The organism is Pseudomonas sp. BF-RE-22 (genome assembly GCF_019956155.1).
Classification (GTDB): Bacteria; Pseudomonadota; Gammaproteobacteria; order Pseudomonadales; family Pseudomonadaceae; genus Aquipseudomonas; species Aquipseudomonas migulae.
Window position 1 is genome coordinate 45,450 of the sequence record NZ_JAHBDD010000017.1, and the last position, 12,846, is coordinate 58,295.

The window sequence follows — 12,846 nt, forward strand, 5'->3', positions numbered from 1 at the left end:
CGGCATTTTCCTCGGATTTATCAGTCTTCTTTCTACAAGTGCCGGTAATTGACGCGGGGGCTGGCCGCCACTGGGCCGCTCCGTATAATGCCGACATCGCCATTGGTATGGATTAACGGATTGCATATGACTGAACAGCGCCCAATTGCGGTCCTGGGAGGCGGAAGTTTTGGTACCGCCGTGGCTAATCTGCTGGCCGAGAACGGGCATCAGGTCCGGCAGTGGATGCGTGACCCCGAGCAGGCCGAGGCCATTCGGGTCAATCGCGAGAATCCGCGTTACCTCAAGGGCATCAAGATTCTGCCGGGAGTGGAAGCGGTCACCGACCTGCAAGCCACGCTGGACGCCTGCGATCTGTGTTTTGTCGCGCTGCCTTCCAGCGCGCTGCGCGCGGTGCTGGTTCCGCACGCCGATCGCTTGAGCGGCAAATTGCTGGTGAGCCTGACCAAAGGCATCGAAGCCCACACCTTTAAACTGATGAGCGAGATCCTCGAAGAAATCGCCCCGCAAGCGCGCATCGGCGTGCTGTCCGGCCCGAACCTGGCCCGTGAAATCGCTGAGCACGCGCTGACCGCCACGGTAGTCGCCAGCGAAGACGAAGAACTCTGCCAACGGGTCCAGGAAGCGCTGCACGGGCGCACCTTTCGCGTGTACGCCAGCGCCGACCGTTTCGGCGTGGAGTTGGGCGGGGCGCTGAAAAACGTCTACGCGATCATCGCCGGCATGGCGGTGGCGCTGGGCATGGGCGAAAACACCAAGAGCATGCTGATCACCCGGGCGCTGGCGGAAATGACCCGCTTCGCGGTGAATCAGGGCGCCAACCCCATGACCTTTCTGGGACTGGCCGGGGTGGGGGACTTGATCGTCACCTGTTCGTCGCCGAAAAGCCGTAACTACCAGGTTGGCTTCGCCCTCGGTCAGGGCTTGAGCCTGGAAGACGCGGTGACACGCCTGGGCGAAGTCGCCGAAGGTGTGAACACCCTGAAAGTGCTCAAGGCCAAGGCCCAGGAAGTTGGTGTCTATATGCCGCTGGTCGCCGGGCTGCACGCGATCCTGTTCGAAGGGCGCACGCTGAATCAGGTCATTGAACTGCTGATGCGTGGCGAACCGAAAACCGACGTCGACTTTATTTCCACCAGTGGTTTTAACTGATCACGCTTTTAAAACAGGCAGGGAATTGCACATGAACGATCCGAAAGTAGAAGCCAAGTACGAATCCATCCTGCTGCGGGTGTTGTGGATGATCGTCTTCCTGCTGGTCTGGCAGGTGGCGCAGTTCATCCTCGGCGCCGTGGTGCTGGTGCAACTGGTCTATCGTTTGATCTATGGCGCCCCGAGCGCCAGCCTGATGAATTTCGGCGACAGCCTGAGCCAGTTCCTGGCGCAGATCGGTCGTTTCGGCACGTTTCACAGCGACCAGAAACCCTGGCCGTTCGCTGACTGGCCGACGCCGCGTACACCGGAAGGTGAAGCGCCACACGTCGTGGCGCCTGCGCCGCATCCGGCCCGAGATGAGGAACCCAAACTATGAAACTCTGGGTATTGCGTCATGGGGAAGCCGAGCCTTACGGCTCGCGTCCGGACTCCGAACGGACATTGACTACCCACGGTCGTGAAGAAGTGCTGCGCAGTGCTGCGCGGTTGATGGGGCAGCCCGTCACCGCGATCTATGCCAGCCCTTACCTGCGAGCGCAGGAAACTGCGCAACTGGTCCGTGAGGCTCTGGGCTTCGAACCGGAGATTCGTACAGTCGACTGGCTGACCCCGGAAACCGACCCGGACAAAGTGGCCGAGCAGTTGGTGTCGGTGAGTGACGTCCTTTTGGTCAGTCACAATCCGCTGGTGGGTAACTTGTTGAGCTACCTGCAACATGGCGCCGGCTATCCACCGGAAAAAGTCAGCACCGCCGGCCTGGCCGAACTTGAGCACAATGAGTTGTTGATCGGATCGATGAAGCTCAACAGCCTCAAACACCCGTAACGATTATTTTGCTTTTGTAGGAGCGAGGCTTGCCCGCGAAGCTTTTAGCGCCTTCTAGGGCCCCTTCGCGGGCAAGCCTCGCTCCTACAGTGTTCGGCGCCGTAACTGATTTTTTGTAATGAAATAGTCAACCAAGCAATCGCTTGGTTGACTACGCTTGCTCCAGACCAAAAATAAAGGAGCGAGTCGCATGTCTGCTGCTTTTCGTTTGCCGCTGGACGTCTTCTACGAGCGCGAATCCCGTCATCCCCGCCAGCGCTTTCTGGTCCAGCCCACGGGTGGTGGCCAGGTCGAGACCCTGACCTGGGAAGACGTCGGCCATCAGGCTCGCTGCGCCGCGCACTGGCTGCGCGCCCGTGAACTGCCGCAAGGCAGCCACATCGCCCTGATCTCGAAAAACTGCGCCCACTGGATCATCGCCGACCTGGCAATCTGGATGGCCGGGCATGTGTCGGTGCCGTTGTACCCGAACCTCACTGCCGAATCCGTCGCGCAAGTACTTCAACACTCCGAAGCGGCGCTGGCGTTCATCGGCAAACTCGACGACTGGCCCGGCATGTCCCGCGGGGTCAATCCCGACTTGCCGACCATCAGCCTGCCGTTGCACCCGCCGGGCACCTTCGATTTCAGTTGGGCCGACCTGCAAGCCTGCTCACCGATCCAGGACGACCCCAAACCTGCCGCTGACCAACTGGCGACCATCATTTACACCTCCGGCACCACCGGCATGCCCAAAGGCGTCATGCACAGCTTCGGTAATCTGGGGTTCGCCACCACCCGTGGCACGCAGTTGTTCGGCCTCAATGAGTCGGATCGATTGCTGTCTTACCTGCCGTTGTGCCACGTCGCCGAACGCATGTTCGTCGAACTGGCGTCTATCTACACCGGGCAAACCGTGTTCTTTGCCGAGAGCCTCGACACCTTCCTGACTGATTTGCAGCGTGCGCGGCCGACTGCGCTGTTCGGCGTGCCACGCATCTGGACCAAATTCCAGATGGGCGTGTACGGCAAGATCCCGGCAAAACGCCTCGACTTCCTGCTCGGGCTGCCCTTCATCGGCAAACGGGTAGGGCACAAAGTGCTCGCCGGGCTGGGGCTGGACGCCTTGCGCGTCGCGTTGTCCGGCGCCGCGCCGGTGCCGCAGACGTTGTTGCTGTGGTACCGCAAACTCGGGCTGGACGTGCTGGAGGTCTACGGCATGACCGAAAGCTGCGGGTATTCCCACATCGGCCGGCCCGGCGACAACAAACCGGGCTGGATCGGCAAGCCTTGCCCCGACGTTGAAGTGCGGATCGCCGAATCGGGCGAGGTCTTGGTGCGCAGTGGCGCAACCATGCTCGGGTATTTCAAGGAACCGGAAAAAACCGCCGACACCATCACCGAGGACGGCTTCCTGCGCACCGGTGACAAGGGCGAACAGGACGCCGAAGGCAACCTGCGCCTGACCGGTCGCCTGAAGGAAATCTTCAAGACCAGCAAAGGCAAATATGTGGCCCCGGCGCCGATCGAAAATCGTTTGGCGGTGCATTCACGCATCGAGCAAGTGTGCGTGGTCGGCGATGGGTTGAGCGCGCCGCTGGGGTTGTGCGTGCTCTCGGCAGTCGGGCAGCAGGACGCCGGCGGAACCGCGCGTGCAGGCCTGCATTCAAGCCTGGAAAAACTGCTCGAAGAGGTCAACGGCGCCCTCGACAAACATGAGCGCCTGCGCCGGCTCGTTGTCGTCAAAGACAGCTGGGCCGTGGAAAACGGCTTCCTGACGCCAACCCTGAAGATCAAGCGCAACGTGATCGAAGCGGCTTACGGCCCCCGGTTCGAAGAATGGAGCGAGCATAGCGAAGCGGTGCTGTGGCAGGATTGAGCCACGAACAAAACCAACAAAGGATGTGTGCAATGAGTTTGTGGCGTACCACTCCCAACATCGAGCAGTTGAACGCAACTCAGAAAAACACCATCGGCGAAGTGCTGGATATCCGCTTCGAAGCCTTCGACGAAGAGTCCCTGACCGCGAGCATGGTCATCGACCACCGCACTCACCAGCCTTATGGTTTGCTGCACGGTGGTGCCTCGGTGGTGTTGGCCGAAACTGTCGGCTCCATGGCCAGTTACCTGTGCATCGATGCCAGCAAGTTTTACTGCGTGGGCCTTGAGATCAATGCCAACCATTTGCGGGGGCTGCGCAGCGGACGGGTGACGGCGGTGGCCAAGCCGATTCACATCGGGCGCACGACCCATGTCTGGGACATTCGGTTGACCAGCGATGAGGGCAAGGCCAGTTGTGTGTCGCGGTTGACCATGGCGGTGGTGCCGTTGGGGGAGAGCCCGCCGGCTCGATAATCCTTTCGAACCGGGTCTCGACTGACAGCTTCAGACTTCACTAAACGCTATGGCGCCGGATGATACTTCGGCTGCCTGATCTAGACATCTCTGACTGGACGTCTGGACTGATGTTATCTGCGACTTGCGGATTAAATACACTGTATCCGTCTAGAACGGCTGGCATGACCACAGCTCGATAGTCAGCGAGCCCGATGAAGGCACCGGCGATGGCTCCACTTAGCATGTTCACCGAATCCCCGCGTTCGGCGGCACCCAGGCCGGTGATGCTGGCCGTCGCAGTTTCAACCGCGGTATTCACGCCGAAAATGAACAGGCTGGAGGCAATCCTGCCGGTCGTCCCTAAGGCTGTATCGAGGAGCGGTGGACTCTGAATCGGCGAAGTACCGGCTGAATAGTTTGTTTCTGGATGATTTCCCCGCAGCCACGTGCCGACAACGCCATCCGCCCCCTCAATCAAAGGACCTAGCCAGCTGCGAATGGAATCTGGGACAAATCGACCGAACGCGCCATTGAGTGTGTTAGTTACCGCATAGGCCAAGACTGTTCGATGAACGGTCGGCGCCCGATCTCCCAGGCTGACATCGCCCCAGGGAAAGTTTGCTCCATGCCCCCTGAGTATCTGTTGTAAGAGTTCTCGAGTGACAGCGCCTACCGTTGCGCCTATTCGGTTGATGGCTGTCTGGTTCAGTTCTACCTCTGATTCGTCCGTTGAATCACTGTCATGACTCAACGCGGCCGGTGAAGTGCCTATCAAAACGCCACCGATGGCACCGAATACCATTGCGTTACGATGAAACCGTGCAGCCAAACCACCACCGACAATCCCGACGGCAATCCCATCAAGCAGGCCCGCGGTTGTCTCCAGTGCAGCGTTGGTAGCACGACTGGCGGGCAAGGTGTTCAACGCCGCAATGGTCGACATTTGCACCACGCCGGACATACCCCTGGAAACGAAATCACGCACAAAGGCAGATGAAGACGCATCGCGCAGGTTACTGGTTTGTAGCGTGTGGTCATCTATCAGTCCGGCGATATCTACATGCCCCACCGGATTTGCGTGAACCATCGCATACAGATTCAATCCGTCCGCGGTCCCCGCAGGATCCGCACTCAGCCACCGCTGACACCAAGGCATGTAGTAACGAAACCCGTAGTAATACAAACCCGTGGCATCCCGTTCCTGCCCTGAATAACGAATGGTTTTGTAACTGGCTTCCAGCTTGCTGCGCCCCGCCCACCAGCAGGTTCCACCGTACGGGTAGTAGCTTTCCCACGTGATCAATCGCGCAGCTTCATCCAGCTCGACGGTGCTGGACTTCAGATGATCGGTGAAGCTGTAGCGATGCTGGTCCTGGGGAATGCCTGACGCAGGTTTTTTCTCCCAATGAAGTATCTGCACCTTGCCGCGCCCGGCCTCCACCGTGATGACATGAAGGATTTCGTCAGCGCACGAGCGAATTTCCACACCCGGCAGGTAGCGGGTTTCGTGGGTGCGGGTCAACGTGCCGGTGTAGGCCTGACGGATCTTTCGCAGGCGTTGGCCGCTACCGTCATAGAGGTAAATCTCGGTGTCGTCGGGCTCGTCCTCACGCACCACTCGATCGATCTGGCGCAATTGGTTGCGCAAATCCCACAGCAAGTCTTGTCCCGGTTGCAGGGTCACGCGGTTGCCGTTCAGGTCGTAACTGGCGGCAATGTCATTGTCGTCGGGTAACTCGCCATTGCTCTTTTGAGGCAGGCTGCGATTGCTGGAAGCGGCGATGGCTGTACGTTCGGTGCGGCTGGCACTGTCGGCCTGATGCTGCATGACTTCCAGGTTGCCGGCGGCATCGTAGGTGTAAATACGCGTGTAATTTTCCAGTTGCCCGGGGTCGGGCGCAGATTGGAACGCCGGTAACTGCGGCCCGCCGCCGGCATTGCGAAGCTGTCGGCCGGTGGCGGCTATCAGTCGGTAAAGGCTGTCATAACGGTAGCGATGGGTGTGTTCGATCCGCTGATTGCGGTGATAGCGAGTCGGGTCGGCAGTGTCGGTCAGGCCAGTGATATTGCCTGTGGCGTCGTACTCGTAAGTCAGGTCCTGGATCGCAGGTTGATCTGGCACGTAAGCCTTCAGCTGTTCCAGGCGCCCGTCTTCAGGGCGAAAAGTCGCACACGAAACAACGCCATTCCCTGCACGTTGCCGCTCGACCTGACCGAAAGCGTTGTACCGGATGTCACTGACCAGGGTTTTTTCCTCGGTCTGCCCGGCCAGTGTCAGGCGAACTTCTTTCAGCTCGGCTGCACGGGTCTGAATGAACGCTTGAGTATTACCTTTTGCGTCGGTCTGCCTGATGGGGTCGCCCACGGCGTTGCAGTGAAGGCGAGTGATCGCTGGGTCATCCTCCAGAAAACCATCGCGTTCGCTCTCCGTCGCAGGCCAATCCACGGACCATTGCGGATCTTCGACAAAAGTTCGGCTGTGTTGCAGCGGTGTGCCGCCAATGCCGAACGAGAGGTTGTGCAAAGTGCCTGCGGTGTCGTCCTGGCGAATCAGTTGACCACACCGGTTAAGGCTTTCATCGGCGCTGGCAGCGGCGTAGGCAAACCTTGCGATGCAGCGTTGCGCTTCACCGTGGGCGCTCTCGAATGAAGCGATTGGCCGGCGCTGCCCGTCGTAGTGCAGGCGGCTATGGGTGAGCTTCTGATCCCATCCTTCGACGCCTTGTCCGTCCTCGCCGAGCAAGCCCAGGCGCCAGCCGGCATCACTGTTTTCGGACAACAACAGGGCGCCCGACAGGCTGAACGCGTTGATTTGATTGGCGGCGCTCTGGCCTGCCTGATGTAAACGAAACAACCGTGGATCGCGGCTCAGCACGGCACGCCCGGCAACATCGTGGACCTGCTGGGTGATGCAGCTTTCGACTGCAGAATTGTCGCGGCGGTGATACGCCACGGCACGTACACCCAGACCGCGGGAGTCGATCACTGCAATAGCGGGCGTGTTGGCGTGGGTCATGACAGGCATTGCCCGAAGCTTGGCGACAGTGCTCTTATCCGCGTCATGAGGATTGACTGTCAACTGTCATAAATAACAGGTCCGACCCAACGTGCCGCTCATAGCCACGGCACGACTGTCATCATTCCTGGCAGTTACGGTCATTGCGGTTCCCGGTGGGCTTGCGGACAATCAGGTTCTGTTTTTCGTTTGATGGAACGACCGGTATGTCGCAGCAGATATTTTTCGCCCACGCCAATGGGTTCCCCTCCGGGACCTACGGCAAGTTGTTCGCGGCGCTGGCGCCCGAGTATCAGGTGACGCATCTGGAGCAGCACGCCCATGACCCGCGTTTCCCGGCGGATGACAACTGGCACAACCTGGTGGACGAGCTGATTCATCACCTCAAGCAACAGGCGGAACCGGTGTGGGGCGTCGGCCATTCCTTCGGCGGCGTGCTGCACCTGCATGCGGCATTGCGTTGTCCCGAGCTGTATCGCGGCGTGGTGATGCTCGATTCACCGGTGCTGACCCGCGCCGATCAATGGGTGATCCTTGCGGCCAAGCGTTTCGGTTTTATCGACCGCCTGACCCCGGCCGGCCGCACATTGGGGCGTCGCGAAGAGTTCGCCGATATCGAGAGTGCCCGCCGTTATTTCGCCGGTAAAACGCTGTTTCGTGGTTTCGACCCTGAATGTTTCGACGCTTACCTGCAACACGGCCTGCATCAGGTCGGCGACAAACTGCGTCTGCGTTTCGACCCCGCCACGGAAATCAGCATCTACCGGGGCGTTCCCCACACCAGTCCCGGTCGCGCACGGCAATTGAAAGTGCCGCTGGCGGTGGTGCGAGGGCACAAAAGCCGCGTGGTGATGCGCCATCACGCCAATTCTGTCGGGCGCATGCCGTTGGGCGAATCCCTGACCATGCCCGGCGGCCACATGTTTCCCCTTGAACGTCCCCAGGACACCGCCACGCTGCTGAAAAACCTGTTCAGCCGCTGGGACGCTCGTCATCAGCAGGATTGCGCATGAACCATGCCGTCGAGGAAGTCCGCCTGAGCCTGCCGCACATTGAGCTGGCGGCGCACCTGTTCGGCCCCGAAGACGGTTTGCCGGTGATTGCCTTGCACGGCTGGCTGGACAACGCCAACAGCTTTGCCCGGTTGGCGCCGAAGCTCAAAGGGCTGCGCATCATCGCGCTGGACATGGCCGGTCACGGTCATTCCGGGCATCGCCCGACGGGTGCCGGCTACGCGATGTGGGACTACGCCCATGACGTGCTGCAAGTCGCCGAACAGCTGGGCTTGAAGCGTTTTGCGCTGATGGGGCACTCCATGGGGGCGATCGCTTCGCTGATCATCGCCGGGTCGCTGCCGGAGCGGGTTACGCACCTGGCCTTGATCGACGGCATCATTCCTCCTACAGACAAAGGCGAAAATGCTGCCGAGCGCATGGGCATGGCCCTGCAAGCGCAACTGGACCTGCGAGAGAAAAGCAAACCGGTCTACAACACCCTGGATCGAGCCATCGAAGCGCGTATGAAAGGTTTGGTGGCGGTCAGTCGCGAGGCCGCCGAACTGCTGGCGCAACGCGGCTTGATGCCAGTGCCGGGCGGTTACACCTGGCGCACCGATAGCCGTCTGACGCTGCCATCGCCGCTGCGTCTTACCACCGAACAAGCCATGGCCTTCGTCCAGCGCGTCAGTTGTCCTGCGCTGCTGGTCGTCGCGGCCGACGGCATGCTCGCCAAACATCCCGAGTTGCTGGAGCGTCTACCCTTTAGCCGTGAACAGCTGCCTGGCGGTCATCATTTGCACCTGAATGACGAATCCGGTGCCGACCTTGTCGCAGACTGTTTCAATCGGTTCTTCGCCGTTCCTTGACTTGCGCCGGGCAACTGTCGAGGCTGGGCGGGTTGAAATGGGAGACAACCATGATAGATCTCTACACCGCTGCGACCCCGAATGGCCACAAGGTCTCTATCGTGCTCGAGGAACTCGGCCTGCCCTACACGGTGCACGCCCTGAGTTTCGACAAAAAGGAACAGAAGTCCGCGGACTTCCTCAAGATCAACCCCAATGGCCGGATCCCGGCGATTGTCGATCGCGCCAACGGCGATTTTGCCGTGTTCGAATCCGGCGCCATCCTGATTTATCTGGCAGAACTGAGCGGCAAGCTGTTGCCCAAGGACCCGAAGGGGCGCTCGGTGGTGCTGCAGTGGCTGATGTTCCAGATGGGTGGAATCGGTCCGATGCAGGGCCAGGCCAACGTGTTTTTCCGTTACTTTCCGGAAAAGCTCCAGGGCGCCATCGACCGTTATCAGCATGAAACCCGACGCCTGTATGAAGTGCTCGACACGCGCCTGCAAGACGTAGAGTTTCTGGCGGACGAATGCAGCATTGCCGACATCGCGACCTATCCGTGGGTCCGTGGTCACGAGTGGTCCGGTGTGGCAGTGGACGGCTTGTCGGCCTTGCAACGCTGGATGGCGACGATGGCGGCGCGTCCGGCGGTGCAGCGCGGTTTGCTGGTGCCCGAGCGCATCGACGACGCCAGTGTCGTCAAGGGTGCCCAGGCCATGCTGATCCGATGAGCCTGTCCATGCGATCACTCAGTCTGCTAATGCTGTGTTGTTTCAGTCCTTCGCTGTTTGCCGCCGATGTGCCGGGCAGTCAGGACCTGCCGATCGTGCCGCGCCTGGCCGATTCGCAGATCGTCGACTATCGCCCTACCGCTGAACTCGAACGGATCTACCCGCTGGGCTCGATCCGCAAGATCAGCGGGCAGTTGCGCTTCGACGGTCAGGTCAGCGCCCGCGGCCAAACCACGTCGGTGACCTACGAACTGCCTGCGGAGCATTCCTCCACCGAAGCCTTCACGGCGGCTCGCGAAGCCTTGCAGAAGCAGGACGCCCAGTTGCTGTTCTGGTGCCAGGCCCGTGATTGCGGCGAGAGCAGCCTGTGGGCCAATGAGGTCTTCGGCAATGCCAAGCTCTATGGGGCCGACGATCAGCAGGCCTACCTGTTGTTGCGTCTGGCGGCGCCGCGGGACAACACCCTGGTGGCGCTTTACAGCATCACTCGCGGCAATCGCAAAGCCTATTTGCACGTCGAGCAGTTCGACGCCGCAGCACCGCTGGGCGATTTGCTGCCGACTTCCGCCACCTTGCTTCGAGAACTCAAGAGCACCGGCGAGCTCGATTTCCCCAAGCTGACCGGCGACCCTGACGATACCTGGCTGCGCCTGATCTCCCGTGGGCTGAACCTGGACACCACGTTGCGGGTCAGTGTGTCCGGGCCGAAGGCCGAAGCCTGGCGCCAGGCCCTGATCGGCCAGGGTGTGCGTACGGCCAGGATGGAAACCGGCAGCGTCGAAGGCTCTGGCCTGCACATCGAACTGTTGCGATAAGCTGTGGCAGGCGGACGTGCTTGCCGCGTTCGCCTACTCTTATTGGCTGACTGACATTTTTTCGAGACGTGGATGATCAATAACGATCGACTGTTGGTGCAGATCCTGCTGCTGGTGCTGTTTGGTGCGAGCTTCTGGGTGATGGCGCCGTTCTGGTCGGCCATGTTCTGGGGCGCGGTGCTTGCGTTCGCCAGTTGGCCGCTGATGCGCTTGCTGACCCGTTGGCTCAATGGCCGAGAATCCCTGGCGGCGGCATTGCTGACCCTCGGCTGGATGTTGCTGGTGGCGGTGCCGCTGGTGTGGCTGGGTTTCAACCTCGCGGACCATGTGCGTGATGCCACGGCGTTTATCAAGGACGTGCAGATGGATGGCCTGCCCGAGGCGCCGGCATGGCTGGGCAGTATTCCTTTGGTAGGCGCGCGTCTGGTGGTGATCTGGAACAGCATCGATCAGCAGGGCGCGGCGATGATGGTGTCGCTCAAACCTTATCTGGGGCAGGTCGGCAACTGGTTGCTGGCGCGTAGTGCACAGATTGGCGGCGGCATTCTCGAGCTGACACTCAGCATTGTGTTCGTGTTCTTTTTCTACCGGGACGGGCCGCGTTTGGCGGCGTTTGTCCATGGGCTGCTGCAACGGTTGATCGGTGACCGCGCCGGTTATTACATCGAACTGGTGGCGGGTACGGTGCAACGGGTGGTGAACGGCGTGATCGGGACTGCGGCGGCGCAAGCGGTGCTGGCGCTGATCGGCTTCCTGATTGCCGGGGTGCCGGGGGCGCTGGTACTGGGCATTGTCACCTTCTTGCTGAGCCTGATTCCCATGGGGCCACCGCTGGTGTGGATTCCGGCCACGGCGTGGCTCGCCTGGAAGGGCGAATACGGGATGGCGGTGTTCCTTGGAATGTGGGGGACGTTCATCATCAGTGGGGTCGACAACGTGCTCAAGCCTTACCTGATCAGTCGTGGCGGCAATTTGCCGTTGGTGATCGTGCTGTTGGGCGTGTTTGGCGGGTTGATTGCGTTCGGGTTCATCGGCCTGTTTATCGGACCGACGTTGCTGGCCGTGGCGTACAGCCTGTTGACCGACTGGAGCAAGAGTCAGGCGCGGGTGGAAGATCGCCGGCCGTAAATGGCCGACCACGATCAATGTGTAGGAGCCGGCTTGCTGCGGGCGGCGTTCCGACGATGGCATCACCGCGGCTCACCTGAAACACCGCGGTGATGCCATCGTCGGAACGCCGCCCGCAGCAAGCCGGCTCCTACAATTAGCTTGTAACGTTCAGGTACTTGCCTACCGTCGCCACCTTGTCGAGCGAGTACTGCTTGCTCAGGTTGGCGATCATTTTGTTCAGCGCTTCAGTCACGTTCGCCTGATCGGTGGCGCTGTTGCTGTTTTTCTCGCGACCGGCCTGCAACGCGGCTTCCAATTCGTCGCTGCTGACGCCGCCACTGCTGTCGCTGTCCAGCACCTTGAGCAACGCGGCGCTGGTGTCGCTGCTGGTGGTTGAAGTGCTGCTGGCCTGCAACGCACTGCTCAATTCGCCGGCGCTGACACTGCCGTCGCTGTCCGCGTCGAGTTGGCTGAACAATTCGTCACTGGACACCTGTTGCGGAGGTGGCGGCGGCGGGGCGAGGCTGGCGGCGAGTTCGTCCTTGCTGACGACGCCGTCTTCGTTTTTATCCAGCGCCGAAAAAATCTCTGTGCTGTCGGCACTGCTGCCGGCGCTGGTCAGGCCGCTGCTCAGCTCATCGCTGCTGATGGCGCCGTCACTGTCGGTGTCCAGTGCGCTGATCAGCGCGTCGGCCAGTTCGGTGTTCGGTGCCTGATCACGCGGTGGTGGTGGCGGTGGTGCCATTGCAGCCATTTCTTCGCTGCTCAGGCTGCCACTGTCGTCACTGTCCAGATCGGCGAAGTTCTTGCTCAGGCTGACCAGCAGGCCGTCCTCGGTTTTCTGTGACAGAGCGCTGGTGAGCTCGTCCTGATCCACCGAACCGTCGCTGTTGGTGTCGAGCCTGGCGAGCAGTTCTTTCTGGAATTGCTGGCTGCGAGCATTGCTGGTTGTGGTGCTGCTGGTGCTGGTATAGCTCGTGTAGTTGCTGACGCTACCGATCATTGGGCTCACTCCCTGGAATGGAAAACCGGTGG

Annotated in this window: 12 protein-coding genes; 10 read left to right on the plus strand and 2 right to left on the minus strand. The window is 60.6% G+C overall.

The window, feature by feature from the left end; genetic code table 11:
* The first annotated feature begins 126 nt into the window (after positions 1-126).
* The 5 genes from KGA82_RS11235 to KGA82_RS11255 all read left to right on the plus strand — a co-directional run bounded on the left by KGA82_RS11235 (position 127) and on the right by KGA82_RS11255 (position 4,314).
* A complete protein-coding gene (locus KGA82_RS11235) occupies positions 127-1,152 on the plus strand; it encodes an NAD(P)H-dependent glycerol-3-phosphate dehydrogenase (RefSeq protein WP_008029310.1) in 1,026 nt (341 codons plus the stop codon).
* Between the two features lie 31 nt (positions 1,153-1,183).
* Positions 1,184-1,531, plus strand: a complete 348-nt coding sequence (locus tag KGA82_RS11240) for a DUF4389 domain-containing protein (RefSeq protein ID WP_223450364.1) — start codon at positions 1,184-1,186, stop codon at positions 1,529-1,531.
* Positions 1,528-1,980, plus strand: coding sequence for a phosphohistidine phosphatase SixA (gene sixA / locus KGA82_RS11245; protein ID WP_008041615.1), 453 nt, complete (start codon positions 1,528-1,530; stop codon positions 1,978-1,980). The genes KGA82_RS11240 and sixA overlap by 4 nt, the downstream gene beginning before the upstream one ends.
* A 190-nt stretch (positions 1,981-2,170) precedes the next feature.
* Positions 2,171-3,838, plus strand: a complete 1,668-nt coding sequence (locus tag KGA82_RS11250; protein ID WP_223450365.1) for an AMP-binding protein — start codon at positions 2,171-2,173, stop codon at positions 3,836-3,838.
* A gap of 32 nt (positions 3,839-3,870) precedes the next feature.
* Complete coding sequence (locus tag KGA82_RS11255; RefSeq protein WP_223437144.1) at positions 3,871-4,314, plus strand: hotdog fold thioesterase; 444 nt, start codon at positions 3,871-3,873, stop codon at positions 4,312-4,314.
* 40 nt (positions 4,315-4,354) lie between these two features.
* On the opposite strand, the gene KGA82_RS11260 is transcribed toward KGA82_RS11255, so the two are convergent.
* Positions 4,355-7,312, minus strand: a complete 2,958-nt coding sequence (locus tag KGA82_RS11260; protein ID WP_223450366.1) for an RHS repeat-associated core domain-containing protein — start codon at positions 7,310-7,312, stop codon at positions 4,355-4,357.
* A 206-nt stretch (positions 7,313-7,518) separates the two neighbouring features.
* Between KGA82_RS11260 and KGA82_RS11265 the strand changes: the two genes are divergently transcribed.
* From KGA82_RS11265 to KGA82_RS11285, 5 genes are all read left to right on the plus strand, one after another.
* On the plus strand, positions 7,519-8,325 hold the full coding sequence (locus KGA82_RS11265; RefSeq protein WP_008029305.1) for an alpha/beta fold hydrolase: 807 nt from the start codon (positions 7,519-7,521) through the stop codon (positions 8,323-8,325).
* A complete protein-coding gene (locus KGA82_RS11270) occupies positions 8,322-9,176 on the plus strand; it encodes an alpha/beta hydrolase (RefSeq protein WP_008029303.1) in 855 nt (284 codons plus the stop codon). Before KGA82_RS11265 ends, KGA82_RS11270 begins: the two co-directional genes overlap by 4 nt.
* Positions 9,177-9,226: 50 nt before the next feature.
* Positions 9,227-9,886: a glutathione S-transferase family protein gene (locus tag KGA82_RS11275; RefSeq protein WP_223450367.1), complete on the plus strand. Its 660-nt coding sequence runs from the start codon at positions 9,227-9,229 to the stop codon at positions 9,884-9,886.
* Between the two features lie 8 nt (positions 9,887-9,894).
* A complete protein-coding gene (locus KGA82_RS11280) occupies positions 9,895-10,701 on the plus strand; it encodes a DUF4892 domain-containing protein (RefSeq protein ID WP_008029299.1) in 807 nt (268 codons plus the stop codon).
* 72 nt (positions 10,702-10,773) lie between these two features.
* Positions 10,774-11,829, plus strand: coding sequence for an AI-2E family transporter (locus KGA82_RS11285; RefSeq protein WP_207286463.1), 1,056 nt, complete (start codon positions 10,774-10,776; stop codon positions 11,827-11,829).
* A 136-nt stretch (positions 11,830-11,965) separates the two neighbouring features.
* Here the strand turns inward: KGA82_RS11285 and xopAW are convergent, their stop codons facing one another.
* Positions 11,966-12,814 (minus strand): XopAW family type III secretion system calcium-binding effector, encoded by an 849-nt coding sequence (xopAW, locus tag KGA82_RS11290; RefSeq protein WP_223450368.1) that lies wholly within the window; start codon positions 12,812-12,814, stop codon positions 11,966-11,968.
* Positions 12,815-12,846: the final 32 nt, after the last annotated feature.